Genomic DNA, 19,197 nt, shown 5'->3' with positions numbered 1-19,197 from the left:
TGCGAGTTGCGCGATCAATTTTCAACCAGTCTTAAGGCATGATTCAGCTGTCTGGTAACTTGCGGTCACAGGAACATCCGTTTAGTCATCAATTACACTGTGCCCCGTTTCGGGTGCGGCGTAGAGCAGGCAGTCGCTGCAGGCAATCAGCGGACTATTGGTCACCATAAACAGCTTGAGCGGCTGGGCGGCATAGAGTCGATGCCCCTGCACATCGAAAAACTGTGGCAGCACATCGGCGCCGGCAGCATCGCGCAGACGCATCCGGCTAGACGCCCGCGGCCCGAGCCAGAACAGGAAGGTTCCGCTATCGACCAGGCCGAAGTTATAGCGCTCAAGGTGGCGCGGAACTGTGATGTCCGCCGCGGGGTCAGGCTCGTCGGCAAAGGTCAGTTTGGTGTCCGGTGCCAGTTCCAGGCGCACCGGATGATGGTACAGATCCATGTGCAAGCCTGCAGGCGGCAGCTGCAGCACATGCTCTTCCTGCAAAAAGCGCCAGACACCTTCCACTGCCAGCCGGTCCGCCGCCGGATCCCGATTGCCGCCGCACTCGATGGTTGCCACCGGAAAGTCGGGGCGGCTGATTTCCATCAGGGCGCCAAGGCGGATATCGGTAATGATCAGACGGCGGGTAAAGAGCGCCACCAGGGCTTCATGGGCCGGATCCTCCTCAATCACCACGCCAAAGGGCGGGTTCATGCCGGAGGTGTTGTGTATATCGATCAGGCATTCGGGCTTGTATTGATCCAGCAGCGCCAGGGTCTGCTCGGCAACCCGGCCGGGACTGCTATCGAAAGGCGGACGAAAACAGCGGTTCAGATCGCGCTCGCCCTGCAGCTGGCGCCAGGAAAACAGCGGTGGCTCCAGCGCCGCCGACACCGACAGAATAAAACACAGCAAAGTGATAGCGGGCTGCTCGCCATTGCGCAACCAGCCGTGGATTGCCTTCAGCCCCGATGGCTCATTGCCGTGCAGCAGCGTACTCAGCGCCCGGCAGCGGCTCGGATCCCGCCCCTGCACGATAATCAGGGTGGGGCCGTCCAGCTGACGCAGAAACTCCTGCGGCGTACGGGCAATGTCCGCAGGGGCTGGGTCGCGCAGGATTGTAATGCTGTCGTCTGGCATCAGTGCATATCCGTCCACTCTGCTACAGGCTGGTTAAGGTCGGCACGCACACGGTAGCCTTCGAGCATGGTTTTCAACGCGCGGTGCCGGCTGAGCCGGCGGTTCAGGCGCGCCACCTGGCCAAGCTGCCAGGTAGCCCCCGTACAGCTGCGCTCCAGCCGCTGTTCAATAATACCCAGGTAGTGCCTGCTTTCCGCCGCGTTTATGCCGATGCGTTTCAAGCCCTGCGCCGCCACCGGCAATAGCTCATGTGCCAGCCTGGCAACCGGTCTTTCCTCCAGCCTGCGATTGCAGGACGACGGCCACAGCAGCCGGGCCTTGAGACCGGTCTCTGCGCTGCGGTAGAAATTGTGTTCCAGCATGGCAAAGGGCAACGCCGGCATCAGCTCGGCAATATCGCCCCGCAGCCCCTCCGCCAGCCCAATCAGAAAGGCAGCGTTGGCCATCATGTCGCAGGCCGTGGGGCCTGCCGGCAAGGCACGCATCTCGATCCGCAGATGGCCACCGCAGCTGTCATCGTAAATCACCCTGTTCCAGGGCCAGATTGTGCCTTGATGCAGGCGCAACTCATGCAATTTTGGCAGGCCGCCGTTTTGCACTGTTTCCATATCATCCTCAGCCTCCTGACACACGGGCAGGAGCGCGTCATGCAGCAGGGCCGATTCGGCAAACAGCTCGTAGGCGCCCTCGCGCACCCAGCCAGTCCCCAGGTTCACCCGGGAGGCCCTGCGGCTGCTCTGCCCGCTACCGCTGTTACCGCCCGGCCCATTGCTGCCAGCGCCATCGATGGCATGCTTGAACAGTGGAATCCGCGTTTCATGCCAGAGCCGATGCCCCAGCAGGAAGGGAGAGTTTCCGGCAAGCGCCAGCACGACAGGCGTTACCAGTTGCATGGCATTGTAGGTATCTGCAAAGTCCGCGGGCCGCACGCGGTAGTGCAGCTGCAGCGAGGTATTGGCGCCTTCGAGCGTCACATCGCGGGCCCGCAGCGAGATCGGTTCGTCGCCATTGATGCGTACCTGAATGCGCTCGCCGCGGATACGGCTCAGACCGTCCGTCAGCGCCTGATAGCGGCACTGCTCGGTCATGACATGGGGGCCAAAGTCACGACGGCGCAGTGTGGGCAGAATTCCGATCGCCAGAATATGGCCCCCGTAGGCCAGCGCTGACTGCTCCAGTGCCGCCACAGCGGCCCGTATTTCGGCTTCGATACAGGAAAAGGGGGTGCCCTGTATCGGCACCGGCGTGAGGTTGTATTCCAGATTGTAGCGGTTGAGTTCCAGCGTCAGCTGAGGGTCCGCCCTGGCATCCTGAATCGCGCTGTTAACCAGCAACGGATGGCCATTGCGATCGACAATGCAGAGTTCAAGTTCAGCCCCCAGGGATCCTGGGCCTTCGCCAAAACCGGGCCTTTTCAGCAACGCCTTCAGCGCCTGCAGATTGCTCCCCAGGCGCTGGTAGAAGCCGCTGAACTCCTGCGGCGTGAAGCTGGACTTGTCTATTTCGAGTCCCATTACCGTCCTGCACTTTAAGGCATCCCTAAAGCGTAGTCAGCGAAGCGCCGAGACTCCAGTTCAGGCCCTCTGTGCCTCAGGCCGCGCCGCGGCTGCTATAGATGACCTCGACGATCTCCCTAAAGCTGGTCGCACGCTCGGTGATGTCCACCGGAATATGCAGCTTGCGGGCAATATCGCTGGCCGAAATGATACCGCAGATCTCTTGATCTTCGGGCCGGACGACCAGCATGTGCTGGGATCCGACATCCTGCAGAGTCTTTAGCACGTCACCGATGCAGCAGCTGCTGAGCTGCTGAATCGACAGCCCCGCCAACTTCGCGCTCGGCGTCATTACATCGGCAATGCTCAGGTCGTCGCGACGCAACCCCTGGCTCTGGGCAATGCTCAGCACCTTGCGGCTCTCCAGATCCATCAGACTGATAATGCCGCGGAATTTCTCGCTGTCATCCATCACGATGACCGAACGCACATGGGCTTTTTTCATCATCAGCAGCGCATCATTGATGCCCACATCCAGCTCCAGCGCCAGCGGGCGCGTCGATTCAAAGCTGGTCATAATACTGCTCGCCGGGCTGTCCAGGCTCAGCGTCTCGCCAGCGGGCGTCGACAGACGGCTGTAATCACGCAGGGACAGGGTTTTGAGTTCACGATATGTACGCATGGCAATAGCCTCCCTCTGACACCAGTCAGAGTAATCATTAAACGAAAAGTAAAAATACTCAGGTTCAGGGATCAGGCTACAGTGGGCGGTGCCCGGGCATGCTCAAAGGAACAGGGGGCGACTTGCCAGCCCACAACCGGGCCAGCAGGGGAATACTGCAACGCGGTTGTGACCGGCATTGAGGCGGATATCGCAGGGCCAGGATCATCGTCGCCGGCACCATTGGCGATGACCAGCCGGGGATCCGTTACGTCTGCACGGCTGTCCGCGGACTCCAGTGCCTGCCAGCTGGCGGCCGACACTATCTCTGCGACAGGCGATTTTGGCCACAGCGTCACAAAGCCTGCGAGCAGCAACAGGAAAGTCAGGTGAAGCAAAGTGGTAGAGCGGCGACTGTCGATTGACGGCCGATCCGGCGAGCAGGCGTGCATCAGTTGTTCAAAACCCAAAACGGCGACAGTTACAGACTCAGACACTATCCCTGCCGCAAGTTCCGGTCAATGTTTGCGTTAACAAAAACTGCGGTCGGGCTGCATTGAACCAGGCGCGCTTGCGCTGCACGAAAGTCGCTGTTCGCGAACGATTCGGTTAAGCTAGCCATCTTTTTTGCAATTCGAACCGGGTCGCGCTGGCGGCTCACAGGTAACTATGAGTACGTTTAACGCCCTCGGCCTTATTGATCCCCTGCAGCAGGCACTGGCGGAGCTTGGCTACCGCAGCCCCACCGCCGTGCAGACCCAGGCAATTCCCGCCATTCTGAGCGGTGCCGACCTGGTGGCCGAAGCCCAGACCGGTACCGGTAAAACCGCCGCCTTCGCCCTGCCCATACTGCAGCAGCTAAGTGCCGAGCCCGCCTCTGAAGAGATCCGCCCGATACGCGCCCTGGTGCTGGTACCCACCAGGGAACTGGCGCTGCAGGTTGCCGAAAGCATGGACGCCTATGGTCGTTACCTGAGCTTGCGCACCATTGCGCTCTATGGCGGCAGCCGGGTGGAAAGTCAGATCGACCGGCTGAAGCGCGGCGCCGATATCCTGGTGGCAACGCCGGGTCGCCTGCTGGATCTGATACACCAGGGCATCTTCGATCTGCGCCAGCTGCAAATGCTGGTACTGGACGAAGCCGACCGCATGCTGGATCTGGGCTTTATTGACGATATTCGCCAGCTGCGCAAGAAAATGCCGCGCCGCTGCCAGACCCTGCTGTTCTCGGCCACCCTGTCCGAATCCATCGAACAGCTGGTGCCAGAATTTCTGCAAAAGCCGACCTGGGTACGGGTCACCAAGCGCAACTCCACCGCCAAAACCGTGCTGCAGTTCGCCTATGCGGTAGATCAGTCCGACAAGTGCGACGTACTCAGCTATCTGATTCAGGGCGGAAAATGGGCCCAGGCACTGGTGTTCACCCGCACCAAAAAGCGCGCCGACATGGTGGCCGAGTACCTGCAGGCAGAGGGCATTGATGCCCGCGCACTGCATGGTGACAAACCGCAGCGCGAGCGGGTTGGCGTGCTGGCCGGCTTCAGCCAGGGCAAGATTCGCATTCTGGTGGCCACCGATGTGGCGGCCCGCGGTCTGGATATCGACTCATTGCCGCGAGTGGTAAACTTCGACCTGCCCAACGTGCCTGAGGCCTATGTCCACCGCATAGGCCGCACCGGACGGGCCGGCGGCAAGGGCCAGGCCATCTCACTGGTGGCACCGGATGAGAAGCGCTACCTGGTGGCCATCGAGGCGCTGATTGGCCGCCCGCTATCGATCAAGCCCGTGCCCTACCAGGGCAGTAACACCGCCGACGATAACCACAGCGTGCGCGCCTCGAAGAATTCACGCCTGCGCGCCAAGCTCAAACCCACTCCGGTCAAGGCCGCCCCGGCCCCGATGCCCGAAGCCGACGATACCAACACCCGCGCCGTCAGGCCGTCGCTGCTGTCGGGCTCAAAACGTCGCAATTGATAGCAGAGAAGAAGCTAAATTAAATACAATCTCCTGCCCCTGCGCCCTGCCCGGGCGCAAACACGGCGTGACACAGTCCACGGCGGCCTGACGTCGCTCTTCTGGATAGAGAGGCATGTCGATCTCCGTTCGCCTTATTTATCAACGGAGTGTAACAAAGGGCACGACATCAATCCTGACAAAGGGGGTAAGCTGGCGATGCCATTTGCCCTGGCGAACGTCGTTCGAGTGGATCACATGCTCCCGGCGCAGGACTGGTGCGCCTGCATATCGGGAATTCCGCATGCAGGTGTTGAATTCTGAACCAAAAGCAGGCATTCCGGCGTCCATGCCAACTCAAATCAGCAGTAGCTGAGGTAGCGGCGACTTATTCGTAGGTTCCCTACCGTCCGGGGGCCGCTGCGTCTCGAACCGCCGGAACCGTGTTCACGGCCCAGGAAAAACCGCCGCAACAGGCAAACAGCATCGAAAAATGCGTGAAATCCCGATGTCGCTCACCCGTGCGGAGCACGATTAAGCAGAAAAATGCCTTTTATCGTCCCATCCGGCTCCGCCAGTCGCCGGACGATGTACTACTGGTAACATAGGTCAATATTTCATGCGGAGGTATCTATACCAAAACGCCCCAAGAAACTGAAAAGTTTCCCTGTTACTTTATAGAAGAAAAATCCTAGGACGAAACCCACGGCACCACCAATAGCCAAGGGAACGATAAATCTTGCGATAGGAATGAACTGGATCCCATCTCCAGTCACAAGATCTAACACCAAAGCCAGTACTACCCCCATTAGTGCTCCTATGCCCCCAGATAAAAATCGAAGTACGAGCTTCATCAGATCATCACCTTCTAGCACTCTTAACTAACCAAATCGACACAATCGACAGAACTATGATGATAGCTACATAGGCAACCAGCTTCCACAAAAAATAGGAAGGCTGATCCACTTGACCAACAATAAGACCATTCGCAATAAGAAACACCGATGGCAGTGTGCCTATTATTAGCAAACCACATACAATAGCGCCGATATACTTTATCCATTTCATCTTTAAAATGATTGCCCCTTGCAGATCACAGTAGGACTGTTTAACAAACCCTTACCCACCTGTTCTATCATCCATCTCCACTCAGACATATACTGACTGGTTCTCCAAATCTTATCCGCCCATATCGCATACCCCATTCCAGGGATCGGGATTGCAGGCTCATCATAAGGGACTCGGAAAGGCAAGTCCTTGAAAGTAATCGTGCCATTCGCTATCCACTCTCGAGTTACATTGCCGCAGTCGTCCATCTCTTTACATTGTAATTTGGCGCCAAGGCTTCCATAAATAAGAAAATTGAAATAGCCGATCCGATCCACCAAATCCTTTCCGCCAGGTCCTCTTTCAAGATGAGGAGTCAACCCTGTATACTCCCAATCCGTAACCGCAGCATTAAATCCAGCCCATTCCCCCATTATTTCAAGCCCCAACATGTCTGTGTATCCGAGGGGGTTATCAGCCACATAGACATAGGTGTTAGGTCCGCTATTTAAACCAATAGGATCACTCTCGGTATACCGCCCCGTTGCCGGGTCGTAGTCCCGATAGTAGTTGTAGTTCAACCCTGTCTCGGCATCAAAATACTGCCCGGGAAAACGCAGATTAAAGGTAAACCGCTGACCATCTCCATCCGGGTCTTCATCGGCCATACTGTCGCCAAACGGTTTCGGCGTCCAGCGCCAGACGACAGCACCCCAGGCATCCGTTATCGCTTCAGGCGCGTCAATCTGATTGCTGTGTATTTGATAGACCTCGCCGTCCTGCAAGAGGGCGACAGGCATGGTACCCATCCAGATAACTTCCTGCCTGGCATAGCCGTCGATGTCATACTCTCCCAGTAACTGCGGGCCGGTATAAACAAAGCGGGTCTCGGTTGTGGCATTCACCCATTCGCCAAGGCGGCAATCTTTGGGCAGACCAGGATCGTCTTTTCCATTACCTATCTGGGTAGCGATACAGGCATTGTCATGCATATCAACATTCCCGTCCTGATTCAGGTCTGCCTGCAACGGGGACTGTCCGCTGCGGACAAAGCCCTTCAACTCATGTAGATCTGCTGAAGTTACCTGTCCATCGCCATTGAGGTCAGCGGTTAGCTGATACGACTGCTGACCCAGTTTATAGACACGCTGGCCAAAGGCGTTGTACTGATAATAGCCGGTAAAGCCCTCATCCACGGCCTCGAGTCGGTTACGGGCATCGAATTGATAGCTATGACGGCCATCCGCCAGGATATTGCCATTGTTATCGTGGGTATAGGACATCTCCCCTGCTGCAGTCAGGCGGTTGCTTGCGGGATCGAGTTCGTAATATCGAGATATTCCATCACTGCTTTCGTGAACCCGGTTGCCATTGGGGTCATAGGCATAGCCAAGATCAAAATCGCTGGACAGCGCTGTGTTCAGGCGACCCAAAGCATCGTAATCAAAACTTCGATTGAGGCTCTCGCTGCTGATGGCAACGATATTGCCGACCTTGTCGTAGCTCAATTGACGATTTTCTGAGGCAACGCCAAAACTTTCGAGCCGACCATTGGCATCATAGGTCCGACTGCTGGTTTGTCCATTACCCCAGTTCCAGCCATTAATAGCGCCAAAAGCAGCGTAGCGAATGTTATCCAGCACGATCTGGCCATTGGCTGTTATCGCTGTCAGTCGATCTCGATCGTAGCTGTAGTCAACAACAGCTCCTGAGGGATAAATCACGCGAACCAGCTGATTGGCCTCGTTATAGGCATAACTGACCTTCAGCTCGACGCCATCCGGCGATGTCTGGGTGCGGCTGACAAGATTACCCGCGACGTCATAAGCCAGCGTCATCTTCCCGGCCGCTTCCTGAACCTCAGCCAGGCGCCCGATCCCATTGGGCGCGGTGTCGTAGCGATATTCCACAACCTGCCCGTCGGCGTAGACGGTTCGGGTCACGCGGTTAAGTGCGTCATACGCATAGGTGGTTGTCTGGCCATTGGCATCAACCTGGGTAGTCAGATTACCGGCTCTGTCGTAGTTGTATGCAGTCACGCCGCTATCCGGACTGTCTCGCTCGACAAGCTTGCCGGTATAGGGGTCATAGCGATACAGCGTCGAGTTACCATTGGGATCGGTGACGCTTGCCAGACGGTCGTCCGTCGCATACCCGAAATCGGTCTCACCGCCCAGTGCATCAATTTCTCTTAGCAAACGCCCAGAGGAATCAAAGTCTCTGCGGCTATCAGTGCCGTCGGCTTGTATCCTACGCGTGACGCGACGCTGAATATCCCGCTCCATACTGATGCTATTGCCAATGCCATCAAGCCGGCTGGCCAGTGCTCCATTGGCAAAGTAGTCGTATTGCATTTCGTGACCGGACGGATCGATCTCACTGAGCATGTTCCGCACGGCATCATAGGCATATTGGGTGACATTGCCATAACGGTCTTCACGGGCGACTACGTCAAGGCGGTCCCAGTCCACTATCTCTTCGGTGCCATCCGGAAAACGGGTCTGGATGCGCCGATCGAGGGCATCATAGCGATATTCCAGCCGGTAACCCGCTGCGTTTGTTTCGCTGTCGATACGGCCAAATGCATCGTAACCGTAACTGGCAACCCTGTTGCCATTCGGGTCGATAATACCGGCCAGGTAGCCCTGATCATCATATTCGTATCGGGAAACATGCCCCAGCGGGTTAATCACCCGGGTCAGCTGACCTGCCGAATTGTAATCATACGCGGTCAGCTGTCCGGCAGAATCCGAGTAGGTTACCGGTTGATGCTGATCGTTGTAGGTAAAGTGCGCCAGTACATCGTAACCAGATGCACTCCTGCGCTTGATACGCTCGAGATCGATCTGATTAGCTGCATAATCGAATATCAGTTCACGCCCTTCAGGGTCAATAATCCGAGTCAGCTTGCCAAAGACGTTATAGCTTTTGCGGACTAATTGGGTGGTGCCATCAGGCAACACCCGACCGACAATCGACGGCTTGTCCAGGGTCCCTTCGGCGCCTGCCCAGCTTTGTCCCGGATAATTGAACCAGACGCGCCTTTCAAGAGGATTTTTGACGCTCTCAAGCACAGCAGCGGTATAAGAGGTGTTGGTCCTGAGGTGATACCAGTGGCGAATGCGTGCTTGCGTATAATCACCCGCAGCACGCTTCATTGCCTCCTTGTCCCAGTAGAAGGTATTGCGGCCATTGATGTAACGGTTAAAAAGATTCATACCCGCTGGCGTCGGTGAGTCACTGAACGGTATCCCGGATGCACCGTGCGCAAACTCCACCCGCTCCTGCTCGCCCAAGGGATCGGTAATGTCGAGCCAGCGACGAGTACCGCTTTCGCCATAACTGAACGAGGTGGTGCCGTAAGGTGTGTTCATGGCGTTGACAAAGGTACCGCTGTCGTAGCTGAAGGTAGACGTCATGCCAATGGCATCGGTGATGCTGTTCAGACGACCACTGGCGTCATACCCGATAACGGCCTTGCGCCCGAAAGGGTCGGTGATGCCGCTAACAAGCAGCGCATTGGCAGGATTGTCATAGGTCAACACTGTGACCTGCCCCAGGGCGTCGGTCAGGCTGATCAGGCGCTGTCGGGCGTCATATTGCAGTGTTACGGCATTGCCCGCGGGATCGACGACTTCGGTCAGCATGATACGCCGCGGATAGTAGGTGCTATGGTCCGATTGCCCGTAAACGTATCGCCTGCCATCCGGCATGCGACGTTCATAACGCAACGGCGAGGATGACACCCTCACGAGTTGAGCACCGGTGCGCTGTTCCGGCGAAAAGCTGCCGTTACCGGCGCTGTAACCCGCATAATTGCGACTCCCGCCCCCGGGCAGATAGATCATTACCCGGGCACCGGCCTGCTGCGGATCATCCTGCACGTACGATAACCAGTTGAAGGTCCACTTATGGCCCAGGTTGGAAAAGGTGAACGTCGTGGGTTGATTGACCTCGCGCTGGCTGTACGTGAGCGTTACCGGCACAGAAGGCCCGACGGGAGGCGTATAACCGATCGGGGTATCGCGGATATTCAAGCTGACCAGCATGGAATGCACGCGATAGTGCGGCATACCTTTGTGATCGGTACAGGGATCTTCACACTCGGTGAAGTCGTCGTCCGATGTGCTGTTCTGATCACTGCTTGAGGTGTAACCACTCCCGACGACACGGGCAGCAACGCCAGCCGTCAACCGCTGCCAGGGCATCACTCCGTCAGGCTCATGCAGTGCGAGAAAATACCCGCTCGACTCTGCATCCAGTGCATCCTGCGAGATCCATAAATCCTGGCCGTACGCAGGATCCCTGACCTGGTATACGCCATCGTCCTCGCTCAGGATGGTGGCATAATGCCCCACACGCCAGTGCACGAGGGAGGGAACCGGTACCGGCTGGCCAACAGCACGTCGGATCGATAGAGTGTCGATCCCCTGCGCCGAGGCAAGGGTTTCCAGTTGCGCCAAAGTCGTCCCATTCGTACCGGCCCCAAGGTTTTCGAGCGAACGCTCTCTGCGCTGTTCCGGCTTCGTTAGCGCCAGCAACGTCTCCAGCGCAACAATCCCGCACCTTAGGGCTTTCTCGGGCTCGTTCTGCATTTGCCAAAGCCCGGCACGCGCCAATGTAACGCTTTCCGAGATCAAGCCGGCCTCTGGTCCGTTACTTGCCCTGTTAAGCAGTGCCTCGACGGCATCGCGATGGCCAAAGCGGGTGTGCAATTCAAGCAACTCCCCCACTATCCGGGCGGCTACGGCCCTTTCTGTCGGATTGTCAGCGGCCTCAGCCGCAATACGGGCTTGCTCCAACAGCTGTAATGCGTCAGAAAAGTAGCCGGCCTGCGCCCGGGCTAAAGCCATATTGAGCAGTAACGAAGCGCGCCAGGGTGAATCCGTAAAACGGTCCAGGTAATCAGACACGGGCCCGATACTGGACGGACTGCCCATGGACGAATAAGCCATGGCGGCCGCTTCCAGTGTCGAACGCTGTGACCGGGAAAAGGGGGCAAATGCAACCAGAGGCTCTTGAAAAACACCATAACGCGACGAAATATCAGATTGACGAGTGCTGTCCTCATTACTCGCGTTAGCGATGTGCGAGAGAACTAATAAAATTACTCCCACCAGTAACCTGCAATTTTTCCATTCCATGGAAATTTCTCCAATGCAAATGTAGTCTCCGCTAGAATCCTTTTTACCGTTCAGTCAATCCTTGATCGAATCGGCAAATAGGTAATGGGATCGATGCGCCTTGTAACTTCTTCAGACACTTCCCCGTGACTATTCAATCCAATACCATCAGCGACGCCATAGATACCGGTCGAATATCGCTCAAAACACTTTCCATCATCTGCTCGACAGAGTACGGCAATGCAGCCGAAAATATTCCAATATAATCGGTTTGTATCTTCCGTATCTTCAGGAATGGGCTGAGTCATTTCATGGGGTGTATAACGAACCAGATCCCCAGCCTTTATTACGATGGCATCGTAGTGTTCACGCCCCATTAAAAGCGTAATCTCTTCAGTACTACCTTGGCCGGTAATTTCAACCGACATCATCTGAATCGACCGGATGAAGTTCCCCTGATTATCGGGCAGATCAGCCCAGTATCCGTATTCCTTTGCCCAACGATAAACAGCGGCGGTATCCGTATCGCTGGCCACTTTTTGAACGGTGCCCAGCACCAGGTGCGGATAAGAGCCGTCTGTCTTCAAGCCACAGCGGTTGCGATCACAGTCAAAAGAAGTGCCCCAGGCGATCGAATACATGCAGTATAGAAATAACAAGACCACTTTCGACGCAATGCATGTGCGCCGAAAAATCAGATTTTTCGATATTAAATACATATGGTTAGTCCCGCATCCTTACGAGTACCTGATCCAGCATCTGACTAAAAATACTTGATCAGCCTGTTCACCAACCCTGGTAAAGATTATGTATAGGTGCGTTGAATCGCGTTGTCAAACCGATAACGGCAGTAGATTTTGAACTCTTGCTGCACCGCGGTATCCGTGTAGCCAATATTAAGAATCACCTGCGCGCTTGATATCACCTTGAATGAATGGCCAGCAGCCGGCGAACAGGCAGTTCAATCGGCCCAGCCGCCTCCGATCGCACGGAACGGCAGTTCCAGCCCCGGCTCCGGTACCTGTGCCCCAACCCAGGCGGGAAAGGTGTTGCTGTTGGGGCCCGGGAACAGGCGATACTCGTGCTTCCACGGATATGCCCTGGCGGCCCGGTCCACCGCCTGGATGAGCTCATCGACGCCGGCAGCGCGCCTGTCCAGCAGCAGCTGGGGCTTTGCACCGTACCCGTAACGGTCCGGCGTGTCGTCCGCTTCAATGCGCGACAGCAACAGTGCCCAACAGACCAAGACCGACTATCACATCCTGGCCCCAGGCATTGAACAGGGTTCGGATAGCTTTCGGGCCCAGCAGTCTGAACGTGCGGCTGAAGGTATCAATGGATATGTACAGGTCGCAATTGAGCATTTCGATCACGTGAGAGGATCTTATTATTTTAAATTGGACGATCAATAAAAAATAACAATCAACCCAAACGGTATCAGAAACAGGGTGTTCACTATGAGAAAGATAGCGAGATGCTTAACAGGTTTAGTGCTGCTCGTCACAGCCTTGAGCACATCGGCGACAGAGTTGAAGCACTGGCCTGCCGATCTTGCCAAGAAAATAGACGCTATGATCAGTGCCAATACTGATAACGGCGCCTATGCCGTTTTCGATATGGACAACACCAGCTACCAATATGATATCGAAGAGTCACTGCTGCCCTATCTTGAAATGAAAGGTGTCCTGACCCGGGATAACATGGACCCTTCCCTGAAATTGATCCCTTTCAAGGATAGCGACAATTTCAAGGAAAGCCTTAACAGCTATTACTACAGGCTGTGCGAAATCGACAATCTGGTTTGTTACCCCTGGGTCGCACAAATATTTTCAGGCTTTACCCTTCAGCAATTGAAGGGCTATGTCGATGAAGTCATGGCCTATCAGCAGCCAATTCCTATTAAATATTACGATGAGGAAAAAATCGTCGAAGGCAGTGTAAATCCGCCAAAGATATTTACCGGCATGACTGAGCTCTACAATCGCCTGCAGGAGAACGGCATCGAAGTTTATGTCATGACAGCGGCCAGCGAAGAGATCGTTCGAATGATCGCCAGCGATCCAAAGTATGGCTATAACGTGAAACCTGAAAACGTCATTGGCGTGAATATGCTGCTAAAAGATAACACCAGCGGCGCACTGACAACCTCCCGCCTGCAGATCAAAAATGGCGTATACGATCCGCAGAAAAACATGGCGTTGGAACTCACACCATACCTGATGAACCCGATGACATGGTATGAAGGAAAACTGGGCTCGATTCTCGGCTGGATCAATCAGTGGCGCAAACCGATACTGGTCGCGGGCGACTCACCACTTTCCGACGGTTATATGCTCTTTAACGGTACAGATATGGAAAAAGGAGGCCTACGTATCTGGGTTAACCGTAAAGCGAAATACATGAAACAAATGGAAGCATGGTGGGAAGAAGCGGCAAAACAACAGGCCGATCTCGGTCAGCCGGTTACAGCTGACAAAGACTGGCTTGTGGTTACGCCAAACGACATTTACTGACCCTTGAGCGAACTCTCTCTCCCTCTAACTCAGCATAAAAAGGACGACCGTTTCTGAAAACGGCCGTCCTTTTAGCCTCTATTAAATTCTCGGCCCGATACCGGAAGGTAGTCATTCCTTTTAAATTAAAAGTGGCATCATAATAAATTAGGTAAAATCAAATTATCTATGAATACCCATTTTTTCTGTCTAAAATCTGCAGCCATACAATAACTTAACTGCGGCCTTAAATCGTTCGCTCATCAAGGAAAAGTTTATTTACTGGAGTGATAATATCAAAAAAACGCGAACCATCAAAATGTGCATTTAAAACTCCCCTGCAAACCGAACATCCCAATCGCCAAGTTGTTTTGGAAGATCGCTATATAATGGGAGAGCTACCCAGCGCCGAGTCTTCACTTTCAGCAGGCTCATCGTGCAATGAACCCGCAAATTCCTTTATCGAAAAGGTGATGAAGCTGCGTAGGCGTGGAGTCATTTGCCGATCGCGGTAGTAAAGAAGCGACATTGGCCTTTCACCCAAACGCCAGTCGGGAAAGAGCTGCACCAGTCGCCCCGTCTGAACATCTGCCATCAGGAGAATCGCTGGCTGCAAGACGACGCCGAGGCCCGCGCAAGCCGCCACGCGCACCGCTCGACCGCTATTGACGGTAATCGACCGGACAGGTGTTACCTCGACCCTGTCGTCACCTTTGGATAATCGCCAGGGCGAGCGAGCCGTCGAAGCGAAGATGATCGAATCATGGCCAGAAAGCTCGGCCGGATGCCTCGGCATCCCCGCCCGGGCGAGATAGTCCGGCGACGCGCATATCATCATCCGATAGGAAGTGAGCTGGCGCGCAATCAGACGACCATCGGGTGGCGTGCCGATGCGGAAAGCGGCATCAACGCCCTCCTCAACGAGATCGACATTGCGGTCGGTCAGAACAATGTCGAGTGTTACTTCGGGTGCTTGTTCTCGATAGCGTCCCAGTGCTGGCATCAGAACCTCCGCCCCGAATGTCATCGGTGCTGTGATGCGCAGCTGACCTCGCGGTTCCTGCTGTAAAGTCTCGGCCTGTTCACCAGCAACAGCAACTCGCTCCAGAATGTCCCGACACTGCTCGAAGTAGCTGAGGCCGAAATCCGTCAGGCTTTGGCGGCGTGTGGTCCGATTAAGGAGGCGCGTTCCCAGCCGCTCCTCAAGTGCCGCGATCTGCTGCCCGACCATCGCCGCCGACAGGCCGAGCCGGGGCGCGGCAGCACTCATTGAGCCGACTTGCACCACCGTCACAAAGGCCTGCATGGAACGAAAAAGATCCATTAGAAAGATATGCTTTATTAAGAAGATGATATTCTGCCAATTATCATCAAAAACATCATTAATTACTATGTTTCCTCGAAAGCATCTCGAAGGAGCAAGTTATGGCTGGATCACGATTCAAGGGAAAAACCGTCCTCATCACAGGCGCAGCCACGGGTATGGGGCGCGCTGCCGCCCTGCGCCTGACAGCCGAGGGAGCACAACTCGTCCTCATAGGCAGGCGCCGGGAGCCACTCGACGAACTGGTGGCCGAGATCGAGGCGGCAGGCGGCGAAGCTCTGGCGATTGCCTGCGACATCTCCCACAGCGAAGCAGTTTCAGCGGCTGTAGCAGAAGCTGTAACTCGCTTTGGGCGCATCGACGGACTCTTCGCCAATGCCGGAGTCCTGGGTGAGATCAAGCCGCTGGCGGAAATCGAAACGGACGACTTTGACGCGTTGATCGCCATAAATCTGAAGGGCACCTTCCTGACGATAAAACACTGCCTGCCTATGATCGAAGGTGGCGCGATCCTCATTAATGCGTCATGGACCGCAGGCGGTGTGATGCCCGGCATCGGCGCCTACGCCAGCACGAAGGGCGCGCTTCTCGCCCTCATGCGCACATTGGCCGTTGAGCAAGGTCCGCGCGGTGTCCGAGTCAATGCCATCAATCCCGGCATTATCCTGACGCCGATGGCAGACGCGGTTCTTGATTCGACGGTAGGGGCGAAGCTTGCAGCGCATACCCCGCTACGGCGAAATGGCACGCCCGAGGATGTGGCCGGCACTGTCGCCTGGCTCCTCTCCGACGACGCCGTCTTCGTGACCGGACAGGAGATCACGGTGGATGGTGGCTTTACCCTTGGCGGTCTCCGGTTATGAGTGGTGAAACAACGGCTATCGGCCGGGCTCTGTCGGAACAACTCAATCCGGGAATGGAATCAACCCTGGAAGCTCGCTACGGGCACCTACTGCCCGGCATGGCAGAAACGATCGTCGATTTCGCCTACGGGAGACAGTACGCCAGACCAGGGCTACCCTTGCGCGACCGTTACCTCGCAACCATCGCAGCCCTAACGGCGCAAGGTGGTCAGACCCGACCACAGTTGAAGATCAACATTCAGGCGGGACGCAACGCGGGGCTGAGCCGCGAAGAGATTGCGGAGGTCATCTGGCAGATGGCGCTGTATGGCGGCCTCCCGGCGGCGATCAACGCACTTAACGCCGCCCTGGAGGTGTTCGCGGCCGAGAAAATCTGAGCCAAGCGCTTCTAAATTTGTCGGACAATGCCAGTGGAAGAAGTGACGTCACAGAATATCAAGCCGGTGGCATTTTACGTCTGCATAGCCGGTTTAATATTGTGGCGCAGGATGCGCCGCCATTGGCCGTAGGCCAATGCGAACGCCAGCAAAAGCAGCATGCCCGCACACCTGAGCCCACTCTTTTGGGTTAAAGAGCATGTGGCGTGATGTGCAAATAGGTAGGGAACCTATGTGCACATCAAGTTAATAATCGCCAGCAGCCATCGAACGGGCGGCTTAATCCGTCCAGCCACTGCCGATCGCCCGGAACGGCAGTTCCAGTCCCAGCTCCGGTACCTGGGCCCCGACCCAGGCGGGAAAGGTGTTGCTGTTGGGGCCAGGAAAGACGCGGTATTCATGCTTCCACGGATACGCCCGGGCGGCCTGATCCACCGCCTGGATCAGCTCCTCGACGCCGGCACCGCGCCTGTCCAGCAGCAGCTCGGGTTTGGCACCGAACCAGTAACGGTCGGGGCTGTCTACGGGCTCGATACGCAGTACCGGCAGGCCGCGACGTTCACGCCAGCCAATGACTTCATACAGGGTATAACGCTCGGCATTGGCAGGCTTTGCGGCGATCCAGGTGTGGATGGCGAACCAGCCGCGCCAGCCGTAGGCGCTGGCGCCGTATACCTGCAGCACCGCCTCGGGCGTGGTCGCCGGATCCGGTGCCAGCCCGGCCGATGCCCGACTGGCGCTGCGCCAGTCGCCCTGGCTGCAGCCCAGCAGAAATACGGCACAGAGCAACATCAATCTGGTTTTCATACACCCTCTCCAGTACGTGCATCTTTACAATTTTTGTCTGTAATCGGCACCCAATATCTGCGTCTCGCTGTCGTGGTACAACTGAGTATAGATAGTCACCTCGAAGCGGCGGCGCCCAGACCCGGCCGTTCACAAATGCAGCTAATAGTTCTTTTAAGCCCACCGCTCTGCTGTAATGGAGCTCCCGCTGCAGGGTTACAGCCAGCCAACCAGAAATCCAAGGAAGAAAGCGTGAAGCCTGCACAAGACGCCGCCAATCCAGTACCCCGTGCCTCGGCACCTCACACCGAGGCCCTGCTACAGGGCCATAGCCTCGGGCTGCAGGATCAGAAGCGATGGATATGGCGCAAACTTGAGCTGGCCATTGCGGCGGGCGAGCGGGTCGCGCTGACGGGGCCCTCGGGCAGCGGCAAAACGACTCTGATGCGTGCGCTGGCCGGCCTGGTACCGCTGACCGAAGGTGACCTGGTGCTAGAGCAGCGCCCGCTGCAGCAGTGGTCGATGCCGGACTATCGCAGCCGTATCGCTTATCTGGCACAAAGGCCCGAACTGGGCGACGGTGATACGGTTGAGGCGGTGCTGTCCGCCCCTTTTCAATATCGTGCACATCATAATCAAGAGTACCCGCGCAATCTGATTGAGCAGGCACTGCAACAGCTGGGGCGTGACCCTGGCTTTGTGCAGCGCCCGGTGGGGTCGCTCTCCGGCGGTGAGCAGCAAATTACGGCCTTGCTGCGGCTGCTGGCGCTGCAGCCTGCCCTGCTGCTGCTCGACGAACCCACAGCCGCACTCGATCCCAGGGCAGCGCTCGCGGTAGAACAACTGCTGGATGCCTGGCAACGGGAGACACCCGGCCGCGCCTGGTTATGGAGCAGCCATGATAGCGATCAGATCACACGCATGTGCACTCGCCGGATAGAACTGCCATGAACGGCCTGGCCGCGGACGGCTACTACTCCCTGAGCATGACCCAGGTCGGGCTGGCCGCGCTGCTGTTGCTGGTCAATGTGGCGCTGTCCATCGCCCTGCGCCTGGGGCTGACCCGCTCCCTGCTGATCGCCAGTACGCGCATGACGGTGCAGCTGCTGCTGGTGGGGCTGATTCTGGAATGGGTCTTTGCGCTCAGTTCGCCGTTGCCAGTACTGGGTATCGCCCTGGTGATGGCAAGCCTGGCCGGAATCACTGCAGCCGGTCGCACGCGGCTGCGCTTTGCCGGTATCTACTGGGACAGCCTGCTGTCCGTGCTGGCCGCCGCCATGATCGTCACCGGGGCGGCACTGGCGGGCATTATTCAGGTGGAACCCTGGTACAACCCGCAATACCTGATTCCCATGCTCGGCATGGTGCTGGGGAATATTATCAATGGCATCAATCTGGGGCTGGATCGTTTCACCACCAGCCTGTTCGATCGCAGCGCCCTGATCGACAGCCGCCTGGCACTGGGCGCGACCCGCTGGGAAGCCGCACGAACAGAAATCCGCGAAGCACTGAACACGGCTCTGACGCCCACCATCAACAGCATGCTGGTCATGGGTGTGGTCAGCCTGCCCGGCATGATGACGGGCCAGATTCTCGCAGGCGCAGCCCCGGTGGATGCCGTGCGGTATCAGATCGTGATTATTTTCATGATTACCTCAGCCGCCGCCCTGGGCTCACTCGGCGCCATTCTTCTGGCGTACCGGCGCCTGTTCAATGCCCGCCACCAGTTTCTCAAGCATCTGCTGATAAAGCGCTAGGCGGTTCCGGGTCTTCAGCAGGTAGTTGAAAAGCCTTAGCGAGGCTGCCAGCAACACAAGCACGACAACCGTACCGGCGCTTCACAGCGCCCTTAGGAGGCCCGCCTCGCGACGAAGCCCTGTGGCTTTTCGCGGCGAGACGCTGCTCCTACGGGAACATGTAATTACACAGTGGGCCCGAAAAACCGTAGGA

General features: G+C 56.6%; 16 protein-coding genes. 6 read left to right on the top strand and 10 right to left on the bottom strand.

The window, feature by feature from the left end; translation table 11 throughout:
• Positions 1-81 precede the first annotated feature (81 nt).
• From MRS74_RS21300 to MRS74_RS21285, 4 genes are all read right to left on the bottom strand, one after another.
• Positions 82-1,125, bottom strand: a complete 1,044-nt coding sequence (locus MRS74_RS21300) for a M14 family metallopeptidase (RefSeq protein WP_254582302.1) — start codon at positions 1,123-1,125, stop codon at positions 82-84.
• On the bottom strand, positions 1,125-2,639 hold the full coding sequence (locus tag MRS74_RS21295) for a glutamate-cysteine ligase family protein (protein WP_254582301.1): 1,515 nt from the start codon (positions 2,637-2,639) through the stop codon (positions 1,125-1,127). The genes MRS74_RS21300 and MRS74_RS21295 overlap by 1 nt, the downstream gene beginning before the upstream one ends.
• A 76-nt stretch (positions 2,640-2,715) precedes the next feature.
• Positions 2,716-3,303, bottom strand: coding sequence for a CBS domain-containing protein (locus MRS74_RS21290; RefSeq protein ID WP_254582300.1), 588 nt, complete (start codon positions 3,301-3,303; stop codon positions 2,716-2,718).
• A 71-nt stretch (positions 3,304-3,374) separates the two neighbouring features.
• Positions 3,375-3,779 (bottom strand): hypothetical protein, encoded by a 405-nt coding sequence (locus MRS74_RS21285; protein ID WP_254582299.1) that lies wholly within the window; start codon positions 3,777-3,779, stop codon positions 3,375-3,377.
• 172 nt (positions 3,780-3,951) lie between these two features.
• Here MRS74_RS21285 and MRS74_RS21280 point away from each other — a divergent pair, with 172 nt between their 5' ends.
• Positions 3,952-5,256 (top strand): DEAD/DEAH box helicase, encoded by a 1,305-nt coding sequence (locus MRS74_RS21280; RefSeq protein WP_254582298.1) that lies wholly within the window; start codon positions 3,952-3,954, stop codon positions 5,254-5,256.
• Between the two features lie 596 nt (positions 5,257-5,852).
• Here MRS74_RS21280 and MRS74_RS21275 read toward each other — a convergent pair.
• The 4 genes from MRS74_RS21275 to MRS74_RS21260 all read right to left on the bottom strand — a co-directional run bounded on the left by MRS74_RS21275 (position 5,853) and on the right by MRS74_RS21260 (position 12,651).
• Positions 5,853-6,089 carry a hypothetical protein gene (locus MRS74_RS21275; protein WP_254582297.1) on the bottom strand — a complete coding sequence of 79 codons (237 nt, stop codon included), beginning with the start codon at positions 6,087-6,089 and terminating at the stop codon, positions 5,853-5,855.
• Between the two features lie 216 nt (positions 6,090-6,305).
• Positions 6,306-11,426 (bottom strand): RHS repeat-associated core domain-containing protein, encoded by a 5,121-nt coding sequence (locus tag MRS74_RS21270; protein WP_254582296.1) that lies wholly within the window; start codon positions 11,424-11,426, stop codon positions 6,306-6,308.
• Positions 11,427-11,476: 50 nt separating this feature from the next.
• Complete coding sequence (locus MRS74_RS21265; RefSeq protein ID WP_254582295.1) at positions 11,477-12,046, bottom strand: hypothetical protein; 570 nt, start codon at positions 12,044-12,046, stop codon at positions 11,477-11,479.
• A 320-nt stretch (positions 12,047-12,366) separates the two neighbouring features.
• The gene (locus MRS74_RS21260; RefSeq protein ID WP_254582294.1) at positions 12,367-12,651 is read right to left on the bottom strand and encodes a DUF3750 domain-containing protein; all 285 of its coding nucleotides are present in this window, start codon (positions 12,649-12,651) and stop codon (positions 12,367-12,369) included.
• A gap of 211 nt (positions 12,652-12,862) precedes the next feature.
• Between MRS74_RS21260 and MRS74_RS21255 the strand changes: the two genes are divergently transcribed.
• On the top strand, positions 12,863-13,918 hold the full coding sequence (locus MRS74_RS21255) for an HAD family hydrolase (RefSeq protein WP_254582293.1): 1,056 nt from the start codon (positions 12,863-12,865) through the stop codon (positions 13,916-13,918).
• Positions 13,919-14,279: 361 nt separating this feature from the next.
• Here MRS74_RS21255 and MRS74_RS21250 read toward each other — a convergent pair whose 3' ends face one another.
• Complete coding sequence (locus tag MRS74_RS21250) at positions 14,280-15,221, bottom strand: LysR family transcriptional regulator (RefSeq protein ID WP_254582292.1); 942 nt, start codon at positions 15,219-15,221, stop codon at positions 14,280-14,282.
• A 101-nt stretch (positions 15,222-15,322) separates the two neighbouring features.
• On the opposite strand from MRS74_RS21250, the gene MRS74_RS21245 reads away from it, so the two are divergent.
• Positions 15,323-16,084, top strand: coding sequence for an SDR family NAD(P)-dependent oxidoreductase (locus MRS74_RS21245; protein ID WP_254582291.1), 762 nt, complete (start codon positions 15,323-15,325; stop codon positions 16,082-16,084).
• Positions 16,081-16,461, top strand: a complete 381-nt coding sequence (locus MRS74_RS21240) for a carboxymuconolactone decarboxylase family protein (RefSeq protein WP_254582290.1) — start codon at positions 16,081-16,083, stop codon at positions 16,459-16,461. Before MRS74_RS21245 ends, MRS74_RS21240 begins: the two co-directional genes overlap by 4 nt.
• A gap of 279 nt (positions 16,462-16,740) precedes the next feature.
• On the opposite strand, the gene MRS74_RS21235 is transcribed toward MRS74_RS21240, so the two are convergent.
• Positions 16,741-17,268 (bottom strand): DUF3750 domain-containing protein, encoded by a 528-nt coding sequence (locus tag MRS74_RS21235; protein WP_254582289.1) that lies wholly within the window; start codon positions 17,266-17,268, stop codon positions 16,741-16,743.
• Positions 17,269-17,499: 231 nt separating this feature from the next.
• On the opposite strand from MRS74_RS21235, the gene MRS74_RS21230 reads away from it, so the two are divergent.
• Together MRS74_RS21230 and MRS74_RS21225 are read left to right on the top strand one after the other, a co-directional pair.
• Complete coding sequence (locus tag MRS74_RS21230) at positions 17,500-18,198, top strand: ABC transporter ATP-binding protein (RefSeq protein WP_254582288.1); 699 nt, start codon at positions 17,500-17,502, stop codon at positions 18,196-18,198.
• On the top strand, positions 18,195-19,004 hold the full coding sequence (locus tag MRS74_RS21225; RefSeq protein WP_254582287.1) for an ABC transporter permease: 810 nt from the start codon (positions 18,195-18,197) through the stop codon (positions 19,002-19,004). Before MRS74_RS21230 ends, MRS74_RS21225 begins: the two co-directional genes overlap by 4 nt.
• Positions 19,005-19,197: the final 193 nt, after the last annotated feature.

This window comes from Marinobacterium sedimentorum (assembly GCF_024267675.1).
Lineage (GTDB): Bacteria > Pseudomonadota > Gammaproteobacteria > Pseudomonadales > Balneatricaceae > Marinobacterium_A > Marinobacterium_A sedimentorum.
Note: the sequence above shows the minus strand (reverse complement) of the source record. Positions and strands in the feature narration are given on the sequence as shown.

What these genes read in the sequence shown, in the direction of transcription:
- MRS74_RS21300 (WP_254582302.1), bottom strand. Translation starts at nt 1,125, where the DNA reads ATGCCAGACGACAGCATTACAATCCTGCGCGACCCAGCCCCTGCGGAC.
- MRS74_RS21295 (WP_254582301.1), bottom strand. Translation starts at nt 2,639, where the DNA reads ATGGGACTCGAAATAGACAAGTCCAGCTTCACGCCGCAGGAGTTCAGC.
- MRS74_RS21290 (WP_254582300.1), bottom strand. Translation starts at nt 3,303, where the DNA reads ATGCGTACATATCGTGAACTCAAAACCCTGTCCCTGCGTGATTACAGC.
- MRS74_RS21280 (WP_254582298.1), top strand. Translation starts at nt 3,952, where the DNA reads ATGAGTACGTTTAACGCCCTCGGCCTTATTGATCCCCTGCAGCAGGCA.
- MRS74_RS21275 (WP_254582297.1), bottom strand. Translation starts at nt 6,089, where the DNA reads ATGAAGCTCGTACTTCGATTTTTATCTGGGGGCATAGGAGCACTAATG.
- MRS74_RS21270 (WP_254582296.1), bottom strand. Translation starts at nt 11,426, where the DNA reads ATGGAATGGAAAAATTGCAGGTTACTGGTGGGAGTAATTTTATTAGTT.
- MRS74_RS21265 (WP_254582295.1), bottom strand. Translation starts at nt 12,046, where the DNA reads ATGTATTCGATCGCCTGGGGCACTTCTTTTGACTGTGATCGCAACCGC.
- MRS74_RS21255 (WP_254582293.1), top strand. Translation starts at nt 12,863, where the DNA reads ATGAGAAAGATAGCGAGATGCTTAACAGGTTTAGTGCTGCTCGTCACA.
- MRS74_RS21250 (WP_254582292.1), bottom strand. Translation starts at nt 15,221, where the DNA reads ATGGATCTTTTTCGTTCCATGCAGGCCTTTGTGACGGTGGTGCAAGTC.
- MRS74_RS21245 (WP_254582291.1), top strand. Translation starts at nt 15,323, where the DNA reads ATGGCTGGATCACGATTCAAGGGAAAAACCGTCCTCATCACAGGCGCA.
- MRS74_RS21240 (WP_254582290.1), top strand. Translation starts at nt 16,081, where the DNA reads ATGAGTGGTGAAACAACGGCTATCGGCCGGGCTCTGTCGGAACAACTC.
- MRS74_RS21235 (WP_254582289.1), bottom strand. Translation starts at nt 17,268, where the DNA reads ATGAAAACCAGATTGATGTTGCTCTGTGCCGTATTTCTGCTGGGCTGC.
- MRS74_RS21225 (WP_254582287.1), top strand. Translation starts at nt 18,195, where the DNA reads ATGAACGGCCTGGCCGCGGACGGCTACTACTCCCTGAGCATGACCCAG.